Annotated in this window: 22 protein-coding genes; 4 read left to right on the top strand and 18 right to left on the bottom strand. The window is 40.3% G+C overall.

All coding sequences use genetic code 11. The annotated features are described in order from the left end of the window. Positions 1–42 precede the first annotated feature (42 nt). Entirely contained in the window at positions 43–588 is a 546-nt protein-coding gene (locus KTO63_RS11960) for a CopD family protein (RefSeq protein WP_217791520.1), read from the top strand. Positions 589–650: 62 nt separating this feature from the next. Further along, on the top strand, positions 651–1,655 hold the full coding sequence (locus KTO63_RS11955; protein ID WP_217791519.1) for a glycosyltransferase family 4 protein: 1,005 nt from the start codon (positions 651–653) through the stop codon (positions 1,653–1,655). A 188-nt stretch (positions 1,656–1,843) separates the two neighbouring features. Here KTO63_RS11955 and KTO63_RS11950 read toward each other — a convergent pair whose 3' ends face one another. Continuing rightward, entirely contained in the window at positions 1,844–4,459 is a 2,616-nt protein-coding gene (locus KTO63_RS11950) for an MGH1-like glycoside hydrolase domain-containing protein (protein WP_217791518.1), read from the bottom strand. A gap of 199 nt (positions 4,460–4,658) precedes the next feature. Between KTO63_RS11950 and KTO63_RS11945 the strand changes: the two genes are divergently transcribed. Both KTO63_RS11945 and KTO63_RS11940 read left to right on the top strand, forming a co-directional pair. Then, the gene (locus KTO63_RS11945) at positions 4,659–5,477 is read left to right on the top strand and encodes an N-acetylmuramoyl-L-alanine amidase (RefSeq protein ID WP_217791517.1); all 819 of its coding nucleotides are present in this window, start codon (positions 4,659–4,661) and stop codon (positions 5,475–5,477) included. A gap of 167 nt (positions 5,478–5,644) precedes the next feature. Next, the gene (locus KTO63_RS11940; RefSeq protein WP_217791516.1) at positions 5,645–7,030 is read left to right on the top strand and encodes a deoxyguanosinetriphosphate triphosphohydrolase; all 1,386 of its coding nucleotides are present in this window, start codon (positions 5,645–5,647) and stop codon (positions 7,028–7,030) included. A 139-nt stretch (positions 7,031–7,169) separates the two neighbouring features. Here KTO63_RS11940 and idi read toward each other — a convergent pair whose 3' ends face one another. The 17 genes from idi to KTO63_RS11855 form a co-directional block, all read right to left on the bottom strand. Further along, the gene (gene idi, locus KTO63_RS11935; RefSeq protein WP_232373149.1) at positions 7,170–7,718 is read right to left on the bottom strand and encodes an isopentenyl-diphosphate Delta-isomerase; all 549 of its coding nucleotides are present in this window, start codon (positions 7,716–7,718) and stop codon (positions 7,170–7,172) included. 166 nt (positions 7,719–7,884) lie between these two features. Then, positions 7,885–8,385, bottom strand: coding sequence for an RNA polymerase sigma factor (locus KTO63_RS11930; protein WP_217791515.1), 501 nt, complete (start codon positions 8,383–8,385; stop codon positions 7,885–7,887). A 577-nt stretch (positions 8,386–8,962) separates the two neighbouring features. Next, on the bottom strand, positions 8,963–9,712 hold the full coding sequence (locus KTO63_RS11925; protein WP_217791514.1) for a tyrosine-protein phosphatase: 750 nt from the start codon (positions 9,710–9,712) through the stop codon (positions 8,963–8,965). A 99-nt stretch (positions 9,713–9,811) separates the two neighbouring features. After that, positions 9,812–10,801: a GDP-L-fucose synthase gene (fcl, locus tag KTO63_RS11920; protein ID WP_449580022.1), complete on the bottom strand. Its 990-nt coding sequence runs from the start codon at positions 10,799–10,801 to the stop codon at positions 9,812–9,814. 47 nt (positions 10,802–10,848) lie between these two features. Continuing rightward, positions 10,849–11,967, bottom strand: a complete 1,119-nt coding sequence (gene gmd / locus KTO63_RS11915; protein ID WP_217791513.1) for a GDP-mannose 4,6-dehydratase — start codon at positions 11,965–11,967, stop codon at positions 10,849–10,851. A gap of 84 nt (positions 11,968–12,051) precedes the next feature. Continuing rightward, a complete protein-coding gene (locus tag KTO63_RS11910) occupies positions 12,052–12,798 on the bottom strand; it encodes a glycosyltransferase family 2 protein (RefSeq protein ID WP_217791512.1) in 747 nt (248 codons plus the stop codon). A gap of 11 nt (positions 12,799–12,809) precedes the next feature. Then, entirely contained in the window at positions 12,810–13,547 is a 738-nt protein-coding gene (locus KTO63_RS11905; protein WP_217791511.1) for a holo-ACP synthase, read from the bottom strand. Positions 13,548–13,563: 16 nt separating this feature from the next. Further along, positions 13,564–14,880, bottom strand: a complete 1,317-nt coding sequence (locus KTO63_RS11900) for a 2-oxo acid dehydrogenase subunit E2 (RefSeq protein WP_217791510.1) — start codon at positions 14,878–14,880, stop codon at positions 13,564–13,566. Between the two features lies 1 nt (position 14,881). Beyond that, positions 14,882–16,828 (bottom strand): dehydrogenase E1 component subunit alpha/beta, encoded by a 1,947-nt coding sequence (locus KTO63_RS11895; RefSeq protein ID WP_217791509.1) that lies wholly within the window; start codon positions 16,826–16,828, stop codon positions 14,882–14,884. A gap of 349 nt (positions 16,829–17,177) precedes the next feature. Continuing rightward, on the bottom strand, positions 17,178–17,735 hold the full coding sequence (locus KTO63_RS11890) for a WcaF family extracellular polysaccharide biosynthesis acetyltransferase (RefSeq protein WP_217791508.1): 558 nt from the start codon (positions 17,733–17,735) through the stop codon (positions 17,178–17,180). 31 nt (positions 17,736–17,766) lie between these two features. Beyond that, on the bottom strand, positions 17,767–18,900 hold the full coding sequence (locus KTO63_RS11885) for a glycosyltransferase (protein ID WP_217791507.1): 1,134 nt from the start codon (positions 18,898–18,900) through the stop codon (positions 17,767–17,769). Between the two features lie 24 nt (positions 18,901–18,924). Continuing rightward, positions 18,925–19,755 (bottom strand): FkbM family methyltransferase, encoded by an 831-nt coding sequence (locus KTO63_RS11880; RefSeq protein ID WP_217791506.1) that lies wholly within the window; start codon positions 19,753–19,755, stop codon positions 18,925–18,927. Between the two features lie 134 nt (positions 19,756–19,889). Then, entirely contained in the window at positions 19,890–20,960 is a 1,071-nt protein-coding gene (locus tag KTO63_RS11875) for an acyltransferase family protein (RefSeq protein ID WP_262901972.1), read from the bottom strand. Positions 20,961–21,034: 74 nt separating this feature from the next. Then, positions 21,035–23,341, bottom strand: coding sequence for a glycosyl hydrolase family 28-related protein (locus KTO63_RS11870; protein ID WP_217791504.1), 2,307 nt, complete (start codon positions 23,339–23,341; stop codon positions 21,035–21,037). A gap of 38 nt (positions 23,342–23,379) precedes the next feature. Continuing rightward, positions 23,380–24,801, bottom strand: a complete 1,422-nt coding sequence (locus tag KTO63_RS11865; protein ID WP_217791503.1) for a hypothetical protein — start codon at positions 24,799–24,801, stop codon at positions 23,380–23,382. A gap of 37 nt (positions 24,802–24,838) precedes the next feature. Continuing rightward, the gene (locus KTO63_RS11860; protein ID WP_217791502.1) at positions 24,839–25,960 is read right to left on the bottom strand and encodes a glycosyltransferase family protein; all 1,122 of its coding nucleotides are present in this window, start codon (positions 25,958–25,960) and stop codon (positions 24,839–24,841) included. Beyond that, a complete protein-coding gene (locus KTO63_RS11855; RefSeq protein ID WP_217791501.1) occupies positions 25,960–26,982 on the bottom strand; it encodes a CgeB family protein in 1,023 nt (340 codons plus the stop codon). The genes KTO63_RS11860 and KTO63_RS11855 overlap by 1 nt, the downstream gene beginning before the upstream one ends. Between the last annotated feature and the right edge of the window lies 1 nt (position 26,983).

The raw sequence follows: 26,983 nt of genomic DNA, 5'->3' as shown, positions 1-26,983 counted from the left end.
TTTACTTTTGACTATTAACTTTTGATCATTAAAACTCCTCCCATGGGATACGCCTACTTGAAAGCTTTTCACATCATTTTTGTTGTTACCTGGTTCGCAGGCATTTTCTATATGCCTCGCCTTTTTATTTACAACACCGAAGCTGGTGATAAATCGCCGGAAGTGCGTGACGTGCTGCGCAGCCAATTCAATGTGATGATGAAAAGACTTTGGTACGGTATCACATGGCCCTCCGCAATCATTACACTGATCCTGGGTTCGCTGGTATTGCACCTTGGAGGCTGGGGACCGCTTTTGTTTTCTGAAGGCGGCAGATGGCTTTTGATCAAGATCTGTTTCGTTATCGTTCTTTATGTTTACCATTTTACTTTGCACGCTATTTTCAAACAGGAAATGAGCGGCGTTTTCAAATACACTTCACAACAACTACGCATGTGGAACGAGGTGGCTACTGTTTTACTGGTTGCTATTGTTGTATTGGTTGTGGTAAAAAGCGCACTGAGCTGGGTGTGGGCAGTTGTAGGAATGATTGGCTTCATTGTTGTTTTACTGGCTGCAATTAATATCTACAAGAAATTAAGAAAGTAAAGGCGGCACGGTTTTATATATTTGCTGCACCAAGGCCAAATATTTAAACTAAAAACGAGTTGATGCAGCAGGTTAATTTTTTCTCAAGAAAAAAAAATCCGGATTTTTTTAGCATAGAGCAATTATTTGAAACCATCGCAGGCAACATCAACGCGAATGCACCGAAATACGGCGTTCATGTAAATTATCAAACGGCTCCTTTTTTCTCAAGCCTTCCAAACATTTTAAAAAACATTTCCTTCGTTCGTGGTAACCAGGGCTCTGTAAATCATATAACAGGCGATATTCACTATACCATTCTTGGCTGCAGCAACAAGAACCTTAACGTGCTTACGATTCACGATTGTGTACTGCTGACCAAATTTTCAAAACTTTCTTTAAAGTACTGGATCTTTCGATGGCTATGGTATGATCTGCCCATGAAAAAAGCAGATGTCATTACTGTCATTTCAGAAAAAACAAAAGAGGAACTTCATAAACTTATCGGTCACAGCCAACACAAAATAAAAGTGATCAATAATTTTATTGACCCGCGATTTACTTACAGTGAAAAGACTTTTGACCAATCAAAACCCTCATTATTATTCATCGGTTCCACTGAAAACAAAAATCTTGACAGGGTTCTTGAAGCAATAAAAGGTATCAACTGCAAGCTTGAGATCATTGGTAAAATAACTGACGGGCAAAGTGCTTTCATAAAAAACAACAACATTAACGTTAATATCATTCACGGCGTTTCTTATGAAACGGTTATTGAAAAATACAGGCAATGCGACATGCTTGTTTATCCTTCTACTTATGAAGGTTTCGGCTTGCCGATCATTGAAGCCAACGCAACGGGAAGGCCGGTGCTGACCAGCGATCTTTCTCCAATGAAAGAGGTTGCAGGAGGCGCAGCTGTGTTGGTTGATCCGTACAATGTTGAAGATATTAAGAACGGTATTGAAAAAATTATTACCGACGGCGAGTTACGGAAGACGCTTGTTGCAAGCGGCTTACAAAATGCCAGGCGTTTTCAAATTGATGAAGTGGTGAAGGAGTATGTTGACGTTTATAACACGCGTTAGATGTGCATCTGTAGAGACGCGTTGAACGCGTCTCCCGCATCCGAAATACAGACAACATACCGGTAAGTATCTCCGCGTCTCTTTTGTTGCATTGTGGTGGGGTTTACAGAGACGCATTCAATGCGTCTCTACGGAAAAACCAACCTATCAGCCCCATTTTCAAATTTTCAAATCCCCACATTCTCAAATTACTCATACCTCGGTTGAATCATTTTCGCTACAAGTCCCGTCCAGCCGGTTTGATGGGAGGCTCCTACTCCGCGGCCGTTATCACCATGAAAATATTCATAGAATAAAATGTACTTATTAAACTGTGGATCATTTTGCAGTTTTTCATAATGACCATACACTGCTCTATGGCCCTGTGCATTCTTTTTAAAAATATTAATGAGCCTTGTATTGAGCTCTGTGGCTACTTCTTCAAGCGACATCAATTTGCCGGAGCCCGTTGGAAATTCCACTTTAAAGTTATCGCCATAGTAATAATGAAATTTAAGCAGCGATTCTATGAGCAAATAATTTACGGGAAACCAAACCGGACCGCGCCAGTTACTATTTCCTCCAAACATATCGATGTCGGATTCTCCCGGCATATACTGCACACAATATTTTACGCCGTTGTATTCAAGTTCAAATGGTTTCTCATCGTACTCTTTTGATAGTGCCCTTATGCCGTATTCACTCAGGAACTGCGCTTCGTCGAGCAATCTGTTAAGCACACTTTTTAGTTTATCACCAAACAAAATAGAAAGCAAATGTTTTTGATCAACACCGGGTTCGCGCCAGCGGGAAACAAGGCTGGCAATATCCGGCCTGTTTTCAAGCAACCATCTTGCCCGTCTTGCAAATTGAGGATTCTTCAATAACACGTCATGATCAAAAACTTCCACCGCATACAAAGGAATCAAGCCGATCAATGAACGCACTTTAAGCTTTATAGTGCTATTGTCCGGCTGCATGATAATGTCATAGAAAAACCTGTCTTCTTCATCCCAAATGTTTTTCTCGCCAATATGTGTCATCGCTTCCGCAATGTATAAGAAGTGTTCAAAAAATTTGGTTGCCATGTCCTGGTAAACCGGATTGTAGGTGGAAAGCTCCGATGAAATACGCAGCATGTTCAAACAATACATGGCCATCCAGCCGGTGCCATCACTTTGCTCAAGATAGCCACCAGTGGGTAATTCAGCGCTTCTGTCAAACGTTCCGATATTATCGAGGCCAAGAAATCCGCCCTGGAAAATATTATTGCCGTTGCTGTCCTTTCTGTTTACCCACCACGTAAAATTGAGCATGAGTTTATGAAAGATCGCTTCGAGAAAAACATAGTCTGGCTGACCGGCATAACGCGCATCGAGCTCAAACACACGCATCGCGGCCCATGCCTGCACAGGTGGATTTACATCACTAAAATTCCACTCGTACGCGGGAAGTTGTCCGTTGGGATGCATATACCATTCTTGCGTGAGCAATAAAATTTGCTGCTTCGCAAATGATGCGTCGATCATTGCAAGGGGCACACAATGGAACGCCAGATCCCAACCGGCGTACCAGGGATACTCCCATTTATCCGGCATGCTGATAATGTTTGCATTGTGCAAATGTGGCCAATCACTATTGCGGATATACGTGCGGCTGATTGTTTCTGCAGGATGCGACGGATCACCGTTCAACCACGAATACATGTTGAAGAAATAATACTGTTTGCTCCACATCATTCCCGCAAATGCCTGGCGCTGTATTTCACGCTCTTCCTTGTCTGTAACGGGCCGCTGAATGTCTGCGTAGAATTCATCTGCTTCAGCTTTCCTCACTTCAAATAAATGATCGTACGCTTTTTCACTTTGCAAAGCATGACCGGTTGTCAATTGCAGATAAATGGTTTTGCTTTCGTGTGCCGGTATTGTAAGGTTATAATTACACGCAGCCTTCGTTCCTGTTTGTTTGGGATTTACTGCATTAAGATTTCCATTAACAATGTATTCGTTGATGCCATCCTTGTAGAAACTATTTTGATCAACTTCCTTTCCGAAAAGAGATGGATTTGTTTCGTTTTCACAAAACAATAAGTCGTTGGCGCCGGGAGCGTGCAACATCATTTTCCCCAATCGAAAATGATCTATCAGAATGCCGCCAATATTGGATGACATCATTACCGGCTTGGTGCTTCGCTGCCTGTATTGCCACACATTCCTGAACCATATCTGCGGAAGTAAATTTACCTGCGTTTCATTACTGCTGCGGTTATGCGCTGTTATTTTTACGCAAATGTCATTTACATCTTTCTTTGCATATTCAATAAATACATCGAGGTATTCATCGTTCTCAAAAATGCCGGTATCTACCAATTCATATTCCGGCTCCTTGCGTGTGCGTTTTTCGTTTTCGGCACGCAGCTTTGAATACGGAAATTCATTAAGCGGATATTTGTATAGAAATTTCATGTAAGAGTGAGTGGGCGTACTGTCGAGATAGTAGTACAGCTCTTTTACGTCTTCGCCGTGGTTACCATCTGTGCCCATACCAAAAAATATTTCTTTGATAAACGGGTCTTTTTTGTTCCACAACGTTAGTGCAAAACAGAGATGCTGTTTGTCATCACATATACCACCAATACCCTCCTCGCCCCAGCGATATGTATATTTTCGTGCCATGTCGTGCGTAGTGTATTTCCACACGCTTCCGTCGGCGCTATAGTCTTCTCTAACTGTTGACCATTGCCTTTCGGACAAATACGGCCCCCATTTTAACCATGTTTCTTTTCCTTTATAATGTTCGGCCAGTCTGTTTTTTTCTATGCTCATTGTGATGGTTTAAAATAGTTGTTAGTTGATAGTTGTTTGTTGTTAGGCTTCAGTTTTGGATAGTTGTTATTAAAGTCTAACAACAAACAACTATCAGCTAACAACACGCCTCCTATAACAATTATGCCGTGAAACTTGTTTGCAATCAGTTTTTTAGATCAAAAATGTTTTACTTTAGGGCATACACAAACATGAGATAATGGCAAATCGTTTTTTTAGTAAGGCATTCTTTCTTGTGATATGCATAATGATCGTTTACGGATGCGCTCCCAAGCCATATGCATCTACCAACAAATCGTATAAAAAGCAGGCCAAACAGTTTGCCGAAACGTTAAAATCTTTGCCCGATAACATACCTGTGGATTCGGTAGCCAATGCCCCTTACTGGGCGGGCACGACAAACTTCAGCATGCGCAAACCCAACTTTGTAATTATTCATCATACAGCGCAAAACACCTGCGATCAAACCTTGAAAACATTTACGCTACCACGCACGCAGGTGAGTGCGCACTATGTGATTTGCAAGGACGGCACCATTCATCACATGCTGAACGATTACCTGAGGGCCTGGCATGCAGGAGCCGGTAAGTGGGGAAATTTAACGGATGTAAACTCAAGCTCGATCGGTATTGAACTGGATAATAACGGCTACGATTCTTTTCCAGCCATTCAAATAAAAAGCTTACTGGTGCTTTTGGATACGTTGAAACAACGCTACAGTATTCCCGAGGCCAACTTCATTGGTCATGCTGACATCGCGCCCACACGCAAGAACGATCCGAACATATTTTTTCCGTGGAAGGACCTAAACGCCCGTGGTTTTGGGCAATGGTATGCGGACACTACAAATGTGATCGTTCCTGAGGGCTTTAATTACCTTCAGGGACTTCGTCTTATTGGTTATGATGTGAAAGACACTACAGCCGCCATAAGGGCCTTTAAACGGCATTTCGAGCAGGATTCGGTGGCGGTGATTGGGGAGGCGGACAAAAAGATAATTTATATGCTGTCAAAATAGTGGAGAGTTGAGAATGGAGAGTTGAGAGTTCTTTAACGTCTAAGACTCGATTGTCAACTTTAAGAATCTGATTATCGGCTAATATTTTAACTCTCCACTCTCAACTCTCAATTCTCCACTCTCAACTAACAACCCCTATATTTGCCCCACTAACTAAACTCATTCGAATGCAGTGGGATAAACTGTACAGCGCCAGAAGAACAGGCTCTGAACACAAGATCAGCTCTTCTCCGGAAACGATCAGGAATTCATTTGTAAGGGATTATGACAGGATCATTTTTTCTTCTGCTTTCCGTCGCTTGCAAAACAAAACCCAGGTTTTCCCTTTGCCGGGGCCTGTGTTTGTGCACAACCGCCTTACGCACAGCCTGGAGGTCGCTTCTGTTGGCCGCTCTTTAGGAAAAGCGGTGGGCGATATTTTGGCTTCAAAATATCATAAGGACAATGAAGACTTCCAGGAGTTTTACAAATATGAGTTACCCTCGGTAATAGCAGCAGGCTGTCTTGCACATGATATTGGCAACCCTCCGTTTGGGCACTCCGGTGAGGATGGGATCAGGATATTTTTTCGTGAGCTGGAAGGTGATGCCAAGAAAAGATTTGATGAAAGGCTCTCAGAAAATCAAAAGAGGGATTTTATGTTCTTCGAAGGAAATGCGAATGCTTTGCGCACACTGACGCACAACTTCAACGAAAATAGTGAGGGCGGTTTCCGTTTAACCTACTCCACATTAGCGTCGATCGTCAAATACCCAACTGATTCTTTGAACGGTTTCAACAAGCAAAACCTATTTACCAAAAAATCCGGTTTTTTTGATTCGGAAGTTGAGGTGTATAAAAACATTGCGGAAAGCCTGGGCATTCCCAAGCTGTCTGACACAGGAAGTGTGTTTGCCCGTCACCCGTTTGTTTACCTCGTGGAAGCGGCGGATGACATTTGCTACCGTATTATTGATTTTGAAGATGCGCATCGTCTGCACATTATTTCCATCGACACCATAAAAGAGCTTTTCCTTTCATTTTTTGATAACGAAACAGGCTACGATGCCAGGGAAAAAGTGGAGGAAACTTTTAATAAGATCAATGATGACAATCAAAAGATCCAATTTCTGCGCGCCAAACTGATCAACCTGCTGATCGGTCGTGTGACGAATATTTTCTTTGAAAGGGAAAGCGAGCTCCTTGAGGGAAAAGTTTTAAAGCCGCTGATCGACTATCTTCCTGAAAATGAATTGACGCTGGTTAAATCCATCGATGAATATTCTTACGCACACATTTACAATCACCGTTCGGTCGTGGAAATTGAGATTGCGGGCTATAACGTGATCGGGGCGCTGCTGAAAGAATTTTTCAATGCAGTGCTTTCTCCAAAATCTTCGAAGTCGCAAAAGTTATTGCAATTGATCTCCAAACAATTTGTAATAACCGGCGATGAAACCAAGTTGTACAATGACATTCAATCGATAGTAGATTTCGTGGCCGGCATGACCGACTTGTTTGCGGTGGATATGTACAGGAAAATTACTGGGATGAGCTTTCCTCAAATCAAATGATTTGAGGAATTTGAAAATTTGAAAATGTGCTGATTTGAAAATTCTTCAATTTCAAATCTCTCTGCAATAATGCTTTGTGCTTTAAAGACGGGAAAATTGGCCTGAGGACACATTTTCAAATCACCACATTTTCAAATTTTCAAATTGAATTGGTCTCTGACCAATTCATGACCATTGGGAAGGCAATGTGGAACCACGCGGTATATTTTGCGGGATGTGTAGTTAGTGAATCGGCAATTTCTTCAACGCTTTTATAGCAATACTCTTTGACTTCGCTTTCATTTACATGAATGCCGTTGTCATGAATACCTACAAATACGTGGTCAAACTCATACTCTGTGAGCCCATTATCAAATGGCGCTTTGTAAACGAAATCGAAAGCTTTTTTTAATGGCGTAGTGAAGCCCATTTCTTCGTACAGGCGCCTTTGCGCGGCAATTTCCACGTCTTCATCAGGAAAGGGATGACTACAGCAGGCATTGGTCCACAAGCCGGCACTGTGGTATTTGTTCAGTGCACGTTGCTGCAATAGCATTTCTCCTTTCTTATTGAAAATGAATACGCTGAATGCGCGATGTAAAAATGCTTTCTGATGGGCCTCCATTTTTTCCATGGTGCCCAGCATTTCATCTTTTTCGTTTACCAGAATTACTTGTTGTGACATTTCGCTTATTGCAAAAATAGCCATTGCAATTAATAATTAATAATGAATAATTAACAGGGATGCAGGCTTGGCAGATGCAGCTTTCCGTTATTTGGTTCACAATTAATCATTTCCTCGCTACAAAATGGATGAAGGACCCGTTTTGCAGCGAGGAAAATATTAATTACTAATTATTAACTGCGTTTGATTTCTAGAATCGCTGAATTTGCTCTTTCAGTAATTTCCGGGCGAAGTGAATCCTGCTTTTAATGGTTCCCAATGGTTCACTCAACATTTCCGCAATTTCTGCATATTTATAACCGTCAAAATATAACAGGAAAGGGTTGCGGAAAATTTCCGGCAATTGGTGAATAGCCGCCTGTATGTCTTTAATCTTTAAATGACTTTCTGCAGCGTTGGCCGCTACTACCTGATTGTAATTCAATAAAAAGTCATTTGGCGTGCTATCAAAAATCGTGTTTTGTTTAGTTCGTCTGCGATAGTTGTTAATAAAAATGTTTCGCATGATCGTGTAAAGCCAGGCCTTGATGTTGGTTCCAACATTGTACTTGTCCTTGTTGGCTAAGGCTCTAAACATTGTTTCCTGGAAAAGATCTTGCGCTGTTTCGTTGTCTCTGGTTAAAGTAATTGCAAAAGGCTTTAAAAAATCGGCGTTGCTGACAAGCATTTCATCAAATTCAATTGTTGACATAGTGAAATGATTTAATGTGTTTTAAGAAGAAAAACAATCATTTTTCACGGGTATGCACTAGGTGTCGGTGGCATAGTCGGTACTATTTTCCAAGGTAGGGAGGTGGAGGTATCTTTTCCCATAAAGCTAATAGCCTCGGGGATCAAACGCCTGAACACTAAAAAGGGGTTTAATTGTACTACTAAAAAAAAGCCTGATTAAATCGGATGGACAAGAAAGCTTAACCACTTTCTTCTTTTGCTAACTAAACTGAGATATTAGATAATGATAAGATATAAGAATTAATGTTTAGTTTCCTGGTGCGGGTAGAAATGCATTTCGTATATGAATATGCGAAAAAAAAAAATGATATGCAAGTACTATTTTACGTTATACAAAAAATTAATAAACAGGGCTTGAGTTTTACCGTTAAATAATACCCAATATCCCCAGCGGAGAGAGGATTTATTTTGTCAATTACATTGTAATTAAATCGATTAGAATTGTAGAGATATGGATGGGTAAAAAAAACAAATCCCGATAATCAAAAAACTTTTTTTGATTATCGGGATTCGTTTTATTTGAGATAGTAGAATTACTAGCCAGTAAATTCGGGATTCAACAGGGCTCCTGCATCAAGTAATTTCTTAACAACGGGCATTATAACAGGGCCGCCCCCACGAAGTGTTTCCAAATGCCTGTCGTGATGCATATCCGTGCCCAAAAAACTTACCATGTTGTGGTCGACAAGGTAGGTGGCTATTTCCTGTGCCGTTTTTCCGTAATAGCCGGTCAACGACAAAAGGTTCACCTGTAGCAAACACCCGGTGCTCCTGATCTCCTCAAAAATTTTCATGTTGCTTCTGAAGTATGAATAGCGTTCAGGATGGGCAAGGACGGGTTGGTAATCACTCATTTGCAGGTTGAATATTTTGTCTTGCCAACTCATTGGTTTATTTACGAACGAAAACTCAAACAGCATGTAGTTTTTATGCAGTGTGAGCAGCGGTTCTTTATTCTGCAACAAATCATCTACATGATCATCCAGATAGTATTCTGCGCCAACGTGAATGGTTACAGGAATTTTCTCCTGTTTTATTGCTTCCTCAACCAGGGTGAATGGAGCCTTCACTGTATCGGGCGTATTTTTATAAATATCCCAGTATACGTGTGGTGTTGTAATTAGTTTACTATAACCCAATTCACTTAACCCTTTGATAAGGCCCATGGAATTATCTAACGTGGCTGCACCATCGTCAATACCCGGAAGTAAATGAGAGTGCATGTCACATTGCAAACCACTAAGGTTTGTTTCTTCTTTTATTTTCTTTTTAAAGAATGAAAACATGGGTTAGTTATGGGTGGTGAGTTATGAGTTTTGAGTTATGAGTTTTGAGTAGTCATTTACGCCTTTCTGCTTGTAACTCAAAAATCCCTACTCAGAACCTTATGCGTGTTTTGCTTTAAACTCTTCGTATACTTTTTCTATTCCTTCTCTAAACCCGATTTTTTCTTTCCAACCAAATGCATGCAATTTGCTCACATCCATCAGTTTTCGCGGAGTGCCGTCAGGTTTTGAAAGATCGTGAACTATTTCACCTTCATAACCTACGATATCTTTTACCAAAATAGCAAGGTTCTTTATTGTGATGTCGTGTCCCACGCCAATGTTTATAAGTCCAGCTTCATCATAATTCTGCATCAGAAAATAGCATGCATCAGCAAGATCGTCTGCATGTAAAAATTCGCGAAGCGGAGAACCTGTTCCCCAAACTGTTACTGTAGGCTGACTATTCTTTTTTGCTTCATGGAACTTTCTGATCAACGCCGGTAAAACGTGAGAATTGTTGAGATCGTAGTTGTCATTTGGACCATAAAGGTTCGTAGGCATTACAGAAACAAAGTTGCAGCCATATTGTGAGCGGTAAGCATCGCACATTTTAATTCCTGCAATTTTTGCTATTGCGTATGGTTCGTTTGTTTGCTCAAGCAAACCAGTTAGCAAATATTCTTCCTTTAGTGGTTGTGGAGCCAGTTTAGGATAAATACAAGATGATCCCAGGAACATTAATTTCTTTACGCCATTCACGTAAGACGAGTGGATAACGTTGCTTTGGATCATAAGGTTATCGTACAGAAATTCTGCGCGATAAGTATTGTTCGCAACAACACCTCCCACTTTTGCTGCAGCTAAAAACACATAATCCGGTTTTTCAGCTGCAAAAAAATCACTAACTGCCTGCTGGTTTGTAAGGTCCAGCTCGGCTGAAGTTTTACCAATAATATTTGTAAATCCTTCTTTTTCCAGTCTTCTCTTGATTGCTGAGCCAACCATTCCCCTGTGACCGGCTATATATATTTTCGATGATTTGTCCATGTAAAAAACTAAAAGTAAAAAATCAAAAGTAAAAATGGCAGCAAATTGTTTGCGTGCCATTTCACTTTACAAATACATTTTTGAAGAACCGAATGCGTTTCTATTTATTATTCGTACTGATTTTTTATTGCAAAGCCTGATTCTTGCAGCAATTTTTCTTTGCGGAAAAGATTCACATCGCTTTCCATCATTTCTTTTACCAGCGCAGCAAGATCATATTTCGGTTTCCAGCCCAACTGTGTTTGAGATTTTGTTGGATCACCAATCAATAGATCAACTTCCGTTGGACGGTAATAGCGAGGATCAACTGCTACTACTTCTTTTCCTATTTCAATCTGGAAGTCAGGATTTGAGCAGGATTTTACAACCCCAATTTCTTTTGCTCCTTCACCTTTAAATTCCAGTTCGATACCTACTTCACCAAATGACATGCGAACGAAATCACGAACCGGAGTGGTAACGCCTGTAGCGATTACATAGTCTTCCGGACTTTCCTGTTGCAGAATCAACCACATTGCTTCCACATAGTCTTTTGCATGTCCCCAGTCGCGTTGTGCGTCAAGGTTACCGAGGTATACTTTATCCTGCAGACCCAATGCGATCTTAGCTGTGGCACGTGTAATCTTTCTTGTTACGAAAGTTTCGCCACGCAAAGGAGATTCGTGGTTGAACAATATTCCGTTTACTGCATACATACCATATGCTTCACGGTAGTTAACTGTGATCCAGTATCCGTAAAGTTTTGCAACCGCGTATGGAGAACGTGGATAGAAAGGAGTTCTTTCGCTTTGAGGAACTTCCTGTACCAAACCGTATAATTCTGAGGTAGATGCCTGGTAAATTTTTGTCTTTTTGGTTAGTCCCAAAAGCCTTACTGCTTCCAATATGCGAAGTGTTCCAATACCATCTGCATTGGCTGTATACTCAGGCGTTTCAAAGCTCACATGTACGTGACTCATTGCTGCCAGGTTATATATTTCATCCGGTTGCACTTCCTGGATAATGCGAATAAGGTTGGTGCTATCAGTGAGATCACCGTAGTGTAATTTTAATGTTACCCCTTTTTCATGAGGGTCCTGGTATAGATGGTCAATACGGTCTGTATTAAACAGTGACGATCTGCGTTTAACGCCATGCACTTCGTACCCTTTGTTTAATAACAACTCTGTAAGATATGCACCGTCCTGACCGGTAACACCTGTAATCAATGCAACTTTCTTTGACATACTTTTTAATTAACTTATTACTAATTGCTTTTTTATTTTTAAGATACGGTTCCCTTTTTTTGATTTCGCAAAGATGCCTATAAATTACCGTTTAAAAAACTGGGTAATTTTCCTGATCGGTTTCAGGTATAAAGTATAAAATCTGGGCTCAAGACCATTTATTCTCCATGCTTCCCTGTCTTCCTTATTTGCTCTTATTCTGTGCAAAAATGATGCATTACTCATTCCTCCTGCTCTCATTTTTACAATAATCTCCGGAAGATAGTGCACCTGAAAATGGTTCTTTACGAAAATGCGCAGCATCAATTCGTAGTCTGCGGCGCTCTTTAAAGCAAGATTAAAGTTGCCCACTTTGTCGTACACTTTTCTTCTCACAAAAACAGTGGGATGCGGGGGCATCCAACCGCGGTAAAAGGAGCGGGTTTTCAACTTTCCCGACTTCCATGTGCGAATAACTTTATTTAAATCGTGCTGATGTACATATTGCAGGTCGGCATAGCACACATCCACATTCTCATTGGCAAAAACGTTTGCAACTTTCATCAGTACGTCTTTATCAACGTAAATATCATCTGAATTGAGAATGCCGATCACCTCGCCGTTTGCAAGTGTCAGGCCCTTATTCATTGCATCATAGAGACCTTTGTCTTTTTCTGAAACAACGGTGGTTACGTGCGGGTAGCCTTTTACAATTTCAAGCGTATTGTCTTTCGACAAGCCATCAACGATAATGTGCTCAACCTGGTCATAGGTCTGCTGGCGGATGCAATTCAATGTGTCGGCAACGGTGGCCGAGCTATTGTATGTTGCTGTAATAATAGAGATCTTCATGTCCCTTAAAATCATCTGCTTTGTAAGAATATGATCAATGCAATTGCTGAGGTTACTAATGCCGCGAGGGACAACAAATAAAGTATTGTCAAATTCGGTTTAACCGCAACAATTCTTTCTTCCTGTTTGGGTGCCTGTGGCTGATTTATTGTTTCGATTTGGGCGGGCGGCCTAACGGCAATTGCTATTGCGTTGCTGCCCGTATGGGATATCGACAATTCAAATCCATCGTGGCAAGGTTTTCCTGCCTGGTCATGTGTGATGGCCAATGAATTGAACAATTTTGTTTTGTAAGCCGGATTTGCTTTTACAAGTGCCTCCTTCGCCGCAAATAATCCTGCAAAAGAAGCGTATGGCGCAGGCTGCAAAATGCAATAAGATATTTCCTCTTCAGAAAAATTCTGTTTGTAAAAACTGTCTTCTCTAAAATCCTCTGCAACAGGCAGTGCATCTACATTTTCAATATCTATGCCAACAGATAAATTCTTAGAAATCAAGCCTTCGGTCATCTGCCTTGCAGCAACAGTACTAAGATCTGCACCATTGTGATTGCTTTTTCCGGTTAAGTCTCCGAAAGTTTTAATAGAAGAATAATCATCCACTGCAAAACCCTCATCTGCAAGTTTCGCATACATGCGATGCAGCGTGATGGAGCTCGCCACAGACGATCTATCAATGATGGTAGAACTATCAATAGCCTCAGCAGGAACTTTAATATAGGTTGAAATAATTTGTTTTAGGTTATCCATGTTGCGTTTAAAAAATTTAAAATCCCGCTATACAGCTTTGACAAATGTATGCTTCTTCTCCCTGGGGTGTTATGCACTTTACAAATCCAATGCCGGATGTATCTTCAGCCAAATCTTTCAGACATTTAAAGCAGGTTACATTTTTCGGCACAATGCCTTTGGGCCTGTAAGATTCAATTCGTTTCTTAAGCTCTGTCAGAAATTCCCCTACAAGTTTTCCTTCGGTTACGCGGTGGTCAAAAGTCAATGCCAGTGTGCATCTTTGCAGTTTTGTGTCTATCGCGCCGATTCCCAAAATGGCGCTATTCTGCATATTTACCAAAGGCTTGAAGAATGTAACATCCAATCCCGAAAGATCTGTAATGGTAAATGTAATGTCCGAAAGATCTTCAATCTTAAGTTTATCGTCGATGTAATCATTCGATAGCGACAGTATCCTTTCTTCAATTTCCGGCACTGTCAACTTATTCGTTTGTTCAAGCCCCAGCACCTTTAATCCTTTCTCAATGTCTATGGCGAAACCAACTTTTACATCGTTAAATATTGCGATTGAATCTCCGGCAAAATACCCGTTTAACGAAGGATATTTTTTCAGCAACCTGCCTGTTTCATAAATAACAATTGGCAGGAGTGAATTCTTTAATGTCTTTAATGATTGATTGAGATTGACAAAAATATTATCAACTTCCACGGCCGTATACAAAGTACTTGTAAGACCCGGAGCCTGCACATCAGAGAGATAGGATATTTCTCTTTTCTTGTTGGATGAAAGTTTCTGCTGCGCGGCTTTTGCTGTATCTACTGCAATTACTTTTGGCTGATTATCGTGCGCCTTAGCAAGGCCTTTTTGTTTAACCTGTTTGGTTTCGATGGGTAATCCTAAATAAATATTCACATCGTCTTTCCCTACAAAATCATATCCGTGGAACACTTCCTTATTCAACTGTTTTTGCTCAATTAATTCAAGGGCCTTATGTGAGAAAACAGTTTCACCGCTCCATTGCCTTTCAGTCTTTGCGGCTGCAACCTGCTTTTTGGCGGCACTTCCATTGATTGATGCTTTCTTGGTTGGTGTGGTTTTAACTTCTTCTACGGAGCTAAAAATTTTTACTACGATATCGTTAACCTCATAATCTTTATTCAACTCACAGAGATATTCAATATAGCCCTCAGCTTCTGCCTCAACCGCATAGGTAGTTTTAGACGTTTCAAAAGTTATCACTGTATCCCCTTTACGCACCTGTTGCCCGCTGCTGAAGTTCATTTCAACAATGGTAAGTGTGGTATCATTCACAGCAATTAACGGAACAGCGATTTCCTGTACTAGTGCCATATTAAATAAAGCTTTCTTTTATTTCTTTAATGATTCTGATCTTATCTGGTATTACAATATTTTCAAGCGACTTTACTGCAGGTATAGGAACGGGATGTGCTGCAATTCTTTTTACTTTAAAAGCAACCTCGCTCTTTTCGGCAAGGGATGCAAGAAGCTCTCCACCTATGCCACCATACTGGCTTCCTTCTTCAATAATCACGAGTCTGCCTGTTTCTTCTACGGAACTTAAAACCAGGTCCACCGGAAGATCTGATATCAGGATCGGTACGATCAGTTCCGGTTTCAGATCGGTTTCTAAAAAGATGGACTCAAGGCAGGAAATCACAAATTCACTCATGCCGCCCCAGGCAACAATTGTGAGCGTGGGTTCCGATACTGCCGGTTTGATACGTACTACAGGATACTCATCTGCATTTTTCTCGCACTTGAAGTTTGCCGGAATATTCTGTGCAATCTTTTTTCCATAATCCACTTTGTTTTCAAGAACAAGCACGGGATGCTCTTCTTTAAACACCTGTTCGTACACAATTTTAGGGTCCAGTAACGTATTGAGAGATAACGTTTTTACGTTGTCAATGCCAATTAAAAACTTATCCAAAGTTTGTGAGTGAGTAGGGCCGTAACCACGTCTTGCTCCCATTGGTGTTCTTATCACGACCGGACAGTTCACTTTTTTGTTGAACATGTGGTGGAACTTAGACGCGTGGTTAACTATCTGATCAAAAGCCAGTGTGATAAAATCTCCGAACATGATTTCGGCAAAAGGTTTGAAACCATTTAGTGCTAGTCCGTTTGAAATTCCACTGATGGCTGCTTCCGAAATTGGAGTGGAGAAAACCCTGTCCGGTTTTATGAAAGACAGATCTTTTGCCACTTTAAAAGCACCGCCATAGGGGGAAAGAATATCTTCTCCTATGAAAACAGTTCTTTCATCGTTGGCGATCTTGTCTTTAAAAAATTCGTTCAACAGCTCAACCTGTCTTTTACTGATGGACTCTACAGGTTGCCATTCGTTGGAACTTACGGTTTGATTGTTTTCATGATAATCATTGAAATCAGTCTCGTGTTCGCGCATGATCTGCTCTACAAAATCATTGATCTCAACATCTATCGCATCATTGTATATCTGGTAATAAGAGGGAGATTCTTTTCTGAAAACATTCAGAAAATCCTTGTCTTTGTAATTATTTACTTCTTCTTCATCCCTGTCATCATCACCTTTTGAGTGTGCATTTAATCTATAGGTTTCTACAAGAAAAAATGCGGGTTTGCTTTCTTCGCGAACATAGTTGATCGCCTCCTGCGCTTTTGACATCAGCAATGAAGGATCCCATGTGTCGCCTTTGAAAGCTTTTATGCCAAAAGCTTCGGCTCTTGCATTTATATCTCCCGCAAGATTGACATTTTGAGGGGTAGACTGCGCATAGAAGTTGTTCTCACAAACGATCATCAAAGGAATTTCCCATTTGGAAATAATGTTCATTGTTTCATACAATGCACCTTCTCCGAGGGTTCCGTCGCCAATAAACACCACGCCAATCGCGCCGTTGTCTTTCAATTTATTTCCAAGCGCATATCCGGCAGCAACAGGAACTATTCCACCCTGTATACCATTTGAGTAAAAGTTATTATGGCACAAGTGCTGGCTGCTTCCTATACCACCGCAGGTTCCTGTGGCCTTGCCAAGCAATTCTGCGAGAAGCCCTCTTACATCGCCGGTGAATGCGATGTAGTGTCCGTGACATCTGTGATTCGAAAAAATAAAATCCTTTTTCTTTAACTGCCCCGCAAACGCGATTGCGGAAAACTCCTGACCTACACATGTGTGTACGGTTCCGTTCAATTTTCCCAATGAAAACAGTTCAAGAAACTTCTCTTCCACCTTCCTTATACGAAGAGCCTCTTTTATAGTTTTATGATTAACCTCTGACTGAATCTTAAGCATACTTCTTTTTTAAACGCAAAAAATAGGACTCGAAATAGTTATACGAAATAGATGCAACAATTATTGTTAATGTAAGCAAAAGAACATGATATAGTGGCCCAGATATGGGTATCGGAATGCCAAATTTAATCACATTCGAAAATATATAACGTAATATGTAGTCGACGCACAAGTGATACATATTATAAACCATAAGAAATCATGCCAAGTTAACTAAGAAACTTTTGCTCAAAATTTATGGCAGGTTTTTCCGGAAATGCAAGGTAATTTTTTTAACTATCAGGTTACTGATCAGATACTTAGGGTGCCAATATCAATGAGCTATTTTCCTGGCACCACTGTGCGAATGCTATCTAATCTCTCTCGTCAATACGGGTATTGATGGATTACCTTTGTAAATGGTATAAGGCTCCATGTTTTTTTCGGCTACAGAGTTTATTCCCAAAATGCTGTGGGATTTACAGGTAACACCTCCAAATACCACTCCGTTTGCTCCAATCCAAACGCCTTCTTCAAGGGTAATGGGCCTCGATATAAAATCAAATGTTTCTTTTGAATGATCGTGGCTGCCTGTTAAAAGCAATGCGCCCTGGGATAACGTAACGTTTGTTTCCATCACAACTTCGGAAAGGTTATCTATCCATACATTTTCACCTATCCAGCAATGGTCGCCTATTTTAAGCCTCCAGGGATATTTGATATTAACGGAAGGCTTAATGAGCACGCCTGTACCAATCTGTGCACCAAATGCTTTTAGCAACGCTGTTTTTGTTGATGAAATAACATTCAGCGGATTCTTAAAAAATAAGATATTGGTAAAATACCACACCAACTGCTTCAATTTGGAAGCACCAATGTCAATTGTGGTTGAATAAGACGCGTTGTTAACTTTTTTCTTGATAGACATAATATCTGCCGTATAAAAATTCCTTTCAAAATTACTTAAGAAAAACAAAGTCGGGCCTTGGGCCTTTGTTTATTAGCCAATCGTACAAGCGTATCATTTTTTCTGACACCACATCGATTGAATAATTTTCCTCTATCAGTCGCTTTCCATTCTCTCCCATCAGCCTTCTTTTTTCATCACTTAAACTTGCCGCCTCCATCAACGCTTTTGAAAAGCTATTTATTTCATTGCTGACCCACCATCCGCAATCGTTTGTGTTTAGTTCCTCCCAGGGAGTGCCTGTCGAAGCAACAACGGGTATGCCGCGGATCAATGCCTCAGGCACAACCATCCCAAAGTTTTCAGAGTGGCTTGGCAAGGCGAGAATGGAAAGTTTGGAAAATTCCTTTGCTAGTTCATCACCATGCAAGAAGCCTTTAAACGTGCAGTTTTTAATGCCTAGTTTTTTTACTTCTTCTTTCAGGGATGTTTCATATTCGGCGTCGCCACTTCCTATTATTGTTAAATAAACATTTGGATTGGCCTGCTCTACTTTGCTAAACGCTCTTATCAGGCCTTCTGGATTCTTAATCGGTGCCAGCCTTCCAACATAACCAATTTCAAACCTCTCCTTGGGCGTATCGTAGATTTTTACTTCCCCGATATTGATAGAATTGGGAATGATGGCAACAGGCGCCTTTATACCAAGATTTCTGATGTGCATCATTTCTTCTTTGCACGTTGCATGAAGACATGTTGCATTCTGCAAATCGCGCCTGAAGGAATGTAGCATCAAAAGTCTTTTCTGTAATGGCGACTTCTGCAGGGCCGTTGGATAAAGCATTCCATGCGGGCTGATGACATATGGAAGGTTTTTCTTTCTCGCCGTTTTTACTGTGATGTAGTTGGTATAGCGCCACAATCCATTTGTATGAAACAATTGATAATTGGCGGCTTCAACGACTGTTTTGTATTCTTTTGAATAGAGAAATCTTTTTTCTTTAGTTTGAGGAACAGTCAGTAAGAAATCATCTTTTCCCACGAGCTTGTCTCCGGGCTCTGCTTCAAATGATAGAATATCAACTTCCACCTTCTTGTTTCGCAATCCTTTTATGAGCTCATAAGTACTGGAGCTTGTACCTCCGCTTTTAAAACCCATTGAAGAAATGGTATGTAATACCTTCATGTATAATGCTTTTATATCCGTTTGTCAATTCCCAGTTGCGCTTGCTTTCTTTGTGGCAAGCATATTTCCAGAGCCTGCTGTTTGTATTTCTTTAAGTTCAGTCAGCTTATCGCCGTCTATTCTATGAAGCTTATACCCCGCTTTAAGCAGCACTTCCTGTGCAGCTCCCACCTTGATACCGGGTACGCTATTTTCTGCCCAGTCTACAAATTCGAAAATAATATCCGGAGCAACCGGGCGATTAAGTAATTCCGTGGCTCCGTTAAAAACGAAGGATTCAAATCCCTCCACGTCAATCTTAATAACGTCGACCTTGTCGATATTAAATTGCCTGACGAGTGTATCAACTTTTATTGCCTGAACCTTTACTGCATTCTGGGTGAACACAGGCGCCATTGAACCTTTTCCAAACTGAACCTCAGGAGCATAGAAATCAATTTCGATATCGTCCTTGTCAAACAGTGCCTTGTTCACAATGTGCACGTTTTTCAATCCATTGGTTTCAATATTGTTTTTGAGATAAGCGTATATCCATGGAGCTGCCTCCACTGATACTATTTTTACATCTGGCCGCATTGCTGAGACTGGTGTGGAAATAGCGCCAATATTGGCTCCCAGATCGAGGAAGCATCCGTTTTGAGGGAGCAATTTGTTAATAAGCTGGATTGTTTCCGGCTCATACACGCCATCTGCGAAAATGCTAAAGCCGATAATTTCTTTTAAGTTGGGTACCAGGTATTCGCAATTGTATTTTCCCTTTATCCTGATATCGGTTGCTGTTTCAATCGTCTTTTTGTATAAGGTTTTTACGAGACGGTTTTTCCCTTTAAAGTTGGAAAGGCTTCTTAGTAACATGTTTTAACGGCTTTATACGGTTATTAGTTTATTGATCAAACTTTTGTCCCCTGGCTTCCATCGGGTATTATTCTTCCAATAGAAATGCTGAACATTTTAGGGAACGGGTTTTATATTTTAAAGGGTCGGGGTACTTACCTACCTCCGGTAATTACGGCATACACTGCCGGAGCAGCTCTTTTAAACAGGAACCCGCATCCTATCATGGTAACTATTACAAGCACAGGCGCAACGAAATAGATTGCCAGCGAAACAGGTTGCGTTCTTCCAAGTGCGAACGTCAATATTTTCTTACAAATGGTTAATGCCGGTTCATGAGCGGCATAAATGAAAAATGTGTATTGAAATAAGGAATACAGCTTCATTTTTGAAATGTCAGTGGCTCCCACTAATTTATCATACAGGCTCCAAATAGTAACAACACCAAGCAACATTATAAATGCATGCAAAACGTATAGCCAATAGTTCCAATAGCTTTCGTAAGTAAATATTGTTCTGAGACATATCAGCGCTATCCAGACGATAACGATTACCATGCTGAATTTTTTCAAGGATAGTTTTTCAATGTCGATTTTTTGGATGCTTAAAAATGAGCCCAATCCGAAAAAGAACAGGGACACAGTTTTCATTATGATTAATTGTGCATCCAGTAACCAAATCACCAGGAAAACAATAACCCCAAATAATTTCAGGTATTTAATCACATAATAAATTACCGGAGACAAGGCAATAAGTACGATCAAATCTCTCAGAAACCAGAATTGATATTGTACGGGATTAATAAAGATATTGTCCATCCAGTCAGACAAAGAGTAATCTTTGATCATTACCTTTTGAGCGAAAAAAATTCTAACCGAAGGAATTGACTGAAGCAGTAAAAACAACAATATTCCAAAAACAGACCAGATCAAATAAGGTAATACTACTGTTTCAAACCGCTTCTTATATTTTTGTATAAACTCCGAAGCAGCTCCGGTCTTTATATTCATAAAATACAAAAAGCCGGAAATGACAAAAAACATGGGGACTGAAAAATCAGCAATCCCGTGACTGATAAAGTCCTGAATAAACGAGTTGTATCCTCTTTGAACCACGTCAACCCCAGTAGCCATATTTACCTGCACATTGAAGGCATGTATGTATACTACCATTATGATTGAAAAAAAAGAAAGGGCTCTGAGTTTGTCGCTTAAGAATTTTGTCATAAGAAATACTGGAGACCTATGATTATTGTTTTAGTGGTTACTTTTTGTCTGCAAAAAAATGCAGGCTGTTAATTTTATTTAGAGAATTTTAATCCAACCATACTTCCATCCAAAGAAACCCTGCCGATGTAAATATTTGAAACTCCTGCACCCAGGTTTTGATAACCAGCGGGCATCGACATTCGATCCTGCATCGTCTGATCGTTGAAATATTTGTTTTCGTCACTCACGTTTACAAACTTGTCGTTTAAAGTTTGCACGTCTTTACATAGTGGGTTTTTTTGATCAAAACATTGTGCGTTTATGCCGGCAAAAGCAAGCTTTCCGCTAAACTTTGCTGGTATGGCATTGAGCACATTCAATTTGTGAAAAAAGTTTATGTTCCAAAACAGCAAGTTTAAGTCTGGGTTATTCGCTTCAATCGAAACTCCTCCCTGTATATACATGTTCAGGAAATTAAGCTTGCCGCTAAATTTTCCAATTTTAATAGAAGGCAAGCTATCCACCTTTGCGGGTGCCATCATGGCTCCATCAATTGTTATGCTGCCATCGCCTTGCAGATCCAAAGGAACTCTTGAAGGGCCCTCCCACCAACAATCTTTGGCAACAAACACACCGTTGTTGTAAACAGAGGTTCCTTTAAATTGTCCTCCAAAGCAATAGACCTGTAATGTTCCCGTGCCTGCCTTTTGTTTGCTTCCGCCAACAATTACATTTCCATCAGAAAAGAAGGAATTGTTTTTTTCAAAAGCGGTATAATTAAATCCATTCACAAATAAAGAAGTGTCTGCCAATGAATAAATTTGGTCTATATGCACATTGGAAGATGGCTGATCGATGTTTTCAAACTCAATACCGTTCAGTGGTTTTATAACTCCACTTCCTATTTGTATGTCTTTTATCTCAATGTATGATGGCCCCTTCACTTTAATGAGGCTTGAACCTGTGAATGGCTTTTTTGCATTGATAACGGATGCATAAATAAATCCATCACCTATTATTTGCATGTCGCTGCCAGATGGAATTACGAGTGGCTGGTCAATCAGGTATTGCCCCACCGGGAAGTGCACAATAGGTCGCTGTCCCTGCAGTTTAGCAGCATTGTTAATCACTGCCTGCATGGTTTTTACATCTGCATTTACGGGCACCTCAAAAACTTTTCTTTTTGTAAGAGCGGGCGTTACAGGCATTTTTGCAACGAAATCGCTTCCTTTTGGCAACGCCTTTTTTCCATAGCTATCGTTTAACCCATATATTTTTTTGGGATACTTTACCGACAGCGCAAAGGGTTGGTCGTAAATGTATTTATTTCCTATTGACAGCACGTTATAGTTTGTACCAAACCAACCTGCGTAATATACCAGGTATGGCTTATCGCCTGTCGCTGCTGTGGGAGGCTGCTTAATCAGCACACCATCGAACTGATTATTAAGAAAAGTGAGCTTGCCTGCGTGCCCGTACTGTACAGGTGTAGTTTGCGGTGCAACGACGACATTATTTTGAAAAACTCTTTTAAACGGATTATTGCTGGAGCCTTTGTCATATTGAAGCGAGCCGGAGTTGTCGGAAAAACAACCGCGCAGCGAAGTATAATAACCTTTATCAGATTCCACATCAGCATATGCAGATTGTTTGAAATAACAGCTGTATGCATGAAAATTGCCACTTACGTTGATAATGCCTCTATTACAATTGTAAAACTTGCAATACCATATCCAGTAGTCCAAGGCGTTATAGCCCGTTATTCTTATTCCTGCTACGCTACATGCATTAAATGAACACCTGTTTATTTTAACTTCGGAATCATTCCAGTTGTATCCGCCACCAATGCCAACGGCCATGTTGCCAGAAAAAATGCAGTCAGCAATTTCAATATTTGAAGAGGCATAACTTCTGTTCTTGGGTTCGGTCCATTTTTGCAACCAGTGAATGCCGATGCCTTCAATCTCTTTTTTATTTTTTGCATCAAATGTTAGCCTGGCGATTTTGTAGCATGCAGACCCATTTGCAAGTAACATGGTATCCTTATCATTTCCGGCCCATTCGATAAAAGTGTTCGCGGGATCTTCTCCAATTATATTAACGCCTATTTTTCCTCTCAGATTTAATGTTTGAGAAACTTTATAGTGCCCCCTGGGAATATAAATACAGGTGTAAGCTGTTGAGGTCTCTTTATTAAATCCGATAGATGTGCAAGATAAACTATCTATAGCCATTTGGAGAGATCTTGTATCATCAGTTACGCCGTCGCCTTTGGCTTTGAATCTTGTCTTAACATTTGCCCAGCTTGCAAACGGTCCGTTAAACTCCTCTCTCGATTGTGAGAAAGCGGTAGTAACCACCAGCAAGGTAGATAATATAAGTGCGATGATTTTTTGCATAATCTATTTAGCCAGACATTAAAAAATTTCACCCGGTTCTATCTCAGTTGCGGAACAGGTTTTCTGAACTGAACCTTTTGTTTGGGTTTGCCAAACCAATCTGGTTTCATCTTAAACAAAACCCATATGAAAAACGAGCCTTTTACCAACGTATTCAATACCAATAATGTATCTGTTTCCATGGAAAATGTTACAGGATAAAATAACGCTGGCAGCCAGAATAATAACAATGGTATTTTGCGTGATATCCAGAAAAAACGGAAATAGGCAAATCTTATGAAGAGACCCAGTACACACATAAAAATAATTCCCCCCACTTCGCCAAAACTTCCCCAGGCTTCTCCAAGCGGTCCCACGTCTGTTGACCATCCTGATACCTTAATGCCTGCATAATAATCCATGTTAAACTTTCCTCCGGCCATGGGTTTATCCGGCCAAAAAACCCTCGGTACCAGCGACGCTGCAACGGTCGTTAATAGTCTTTCTCCTCCATCAAATTCTCTTTGATTGGGAAAGCGCCTCATAACAAGAGAAATGTTGAAGCCCTGGTTGCCTCTTATATACATTTTGAAAAACGTTTCCACGGTAAAGAATGAATTCCCGCTTGCAAGCTCGTCAATAATAAGACTGCTGAAAAGCTCTGCTCTATTTCCCTCGTAGCCGCGCCAGATTTGAGTTCGGTAATCTCTTTTTACAGATTGAACAAGCAACAATATGAAAACCGCCAATACAAAAATGGAGATCTTCTTTAACATGCTGACCTTCTTTCCAATAAACAAAAATGAAAATATTGTGATGCCCATGTATGCAACAATGGTAAACATTCCCACAATAATTGAATTCCCTACAATATAAAGTCCAAACAACCAAAGAATCAATTTCCTTCTGGGCATTGCCTTGTCAAAGTACACATACAAAAAACCTGCGAACGATCCGAAGAACATTAAAGATGCAATAAACTGCAAGCCCGACGGCAAAAATTTCAACACCAATGAACAGATTAAACCCGCTCCGATTATCTGAATGGCCGTTCTGTTATTTAGTCTAAGAACAGACTTTGCCCTGTTTATATACCAATGCAAAAAAGCCTCGCCATCGGTGACATTTGATCTTGACGAAGGCCAGGAAATCATGGTTACAAAGCCTGCGATTGCGGGCAGCGCAAATGAAAAGTACGTATTGAAGGGGACCATCATATACATCACCCACAGCTTTGACAATGGATTTTCAATAGTATACCAGGTATATCCTACTAACGGCATAACAAGGCAAACAACACAAGCGTGCAATGAAATCAGCTCGCGCAACACTATTCCTTTGCCTAATTTATCCAGTACAGAAAATAGAACAACAACAGTTAACGCAATAAGTAACAACGTATAACTTTCCGATAAGAAAAAGGAAAGTATAAAAATCAACAATTCAAGAATTGTATAGAAATATGGTCTTAATGATTTCATTCAACAATAACTATGCTTGCAGCAATTCTTTTCACAATTAAAACGAGTTTATAAGTTCGTCACAAGCCTTTTCTGCGTAAAATTCATAGAGCTTATATGACAGGCCCTTCCGGCAAACTAAACTATCAACGTTCGAAATCTCTTCCAGGTGCTCAAAGTCAACTCCCGTTATGCGGGGATAAGTGTTATTGGTTGCCAATTTCATTGAAGTTTTCATCTGATTTGGAAACCAGCAATCAAGCCCACATACATGGTACTCGAACAGTTTGTTGGGTGCGTTATATATGTAGTTTGGTATATGGCCCTTGTAAAGAATTACGCCAACGTGATAGGCTTCTAATGTTTGTGGTAAATCGTCATATTTGCGATGACCCTTAAAATTTATATATGGCGAATTCAAATCCTGGAAGTACGCTTTTACATCGCTTGCCTGCTGCTGACTGTAAACATCCCAAATTACTTTTCCTTTCTGCGCCAATATCCACTCCGCAAATTCCTTGACATACAATGTATCCATGCTCAGCGCCCCTACATAAACAATTTTTAGGGGGCTATCTATGGTCCTGTCTGTTCTGATAAAGTTACTCCATTTTTTTAAAGGCCAGTTTGGCATAATATGGAAGCGGGCATCCTGCTGTAGGTTGTTATCCTTTACAAAAAAGCCCAGCCTTTCTTCATTTGTATGCGAAATCCACTTAGCAATGGAAAACAGTTCTTTTTCCTTTTCAAAAACCCATTTCATCATGCTTGTAGCGCCAGCAATTTCCTGCGGCGACATATACTCATGGTAGTGAATATATAGTTTGGACCTTGTGCCAGGATTCTTTTTAAAATACCAATACGCACCTACGATGGAAATAGCGTCGAAGCATAAAACGTTTTCGGGTTTAATTTTATTCAGCGCCTTATAAGTTGTTCTGTAGAAATTATAGTAGGCATAATATCTTTTCAACCTCGAGCTGTCTGTGCTTACATCAGCAACCCTGATGATATTGATTCTTTCATTATCAATTTCAAATGTATAATGCTGATCACTTTTGCTATTTGTAAATACAGTAACCTGTAAATCTTTTCTGCTATCTGTGATTACCTGCAGCAGGTTCAGCAAGGGAGGAAATCCTTCAATGGGGAGAAAATGAACGATCACCAAACTCTTCATTATAAAATCCTTTTAATTTTTTCGGCTGCGTGTAAAGCTCTGTCACGATAACTATACTTATTCTCAATAGAAGTTCTCCTGGCATTCACTCTTATTTGTTCTGCTTCGGAGGCCGGAAGTGCAATCAACGCCTTTACTTTCTGTATGCAATCATCAATTGACTTGTACAAAAAAATATCCTTCCCTTCGTTAAAAAAAAACCTGTGTTCCACCGTATCAGGGGCGAGTTGTATACCTCCGATTGCTGGTATTTCAAAGGTTCGCATGTTGTGCGAGTTTTCATTGTGCACCCGCATCATATTCAACTGTACCCTGTATCTCCTTAATGTTTTCCACAGATCATCTTTATATACCGGCTCGTGTACAGTTATGTTTTCACTCTTAACAAAAGATTTCCAATCGTTCCCAAATACATCCAAAGGAAGCCCACTCTCTGCTATCCCGTTGACGAGCGCCGCCCTTTCTTTGTCTGGGTTTCCAAGAAAACAAGCTTTGTTGATTTCTTCCTGGTTTTGTGCTTCGCTAAACACCGAGTCGTTTATTTCGAATCCAAAAGGAAGGTCCTCAACCAGGGCGTTATAGTCTTTTTGCAAACGCTCTTTAATTTCATGATTGTAAGTAAAGTGTAAGTCGTATAAACCGATGCTGTTTGTAATGTTACTATTGCCACTCCCTCTTCCGGAAAAAATAAAAGGATTGTCAGGATTGTAATTTACCAACCTGATTCCCCTGCTTTTTATCCATTGTAGTGTTTTGGGAGAAATTTCCATTCCTTTAAACACCCATACCGCCTGTGGCTTGACTGCCTCAATTTTCTCTATTAATAATTTATCTATGTTCCTGTAAATACTGGAAAGACCTGCTTTGAAAAGAAGTTTATGCACAATGCCTTTCCGGTAATAATAATCATAAAAAATACTTTGGGCAGGAAATAAAGTTACGTCATGCTTTTCCTTTAAGTATTTAACATAAATATTTTCAATTGCGAATATTTTGTCAGAACCGACTAGTAATAAATTCATA

It is taken from the genome of Pinibacter aurantiacus (assembly GCF_019130065.1).
GTDB classification, from domain to species: Bacteria; Bacteroidota; Bacteroidia; order Chitinophagales; family Chitinophagaceae; genus Pinibacter; species Pinibacter aurantiacus.
This window is presented reverse-complemented; position numbering and strand designations above follow the sequence as displayed.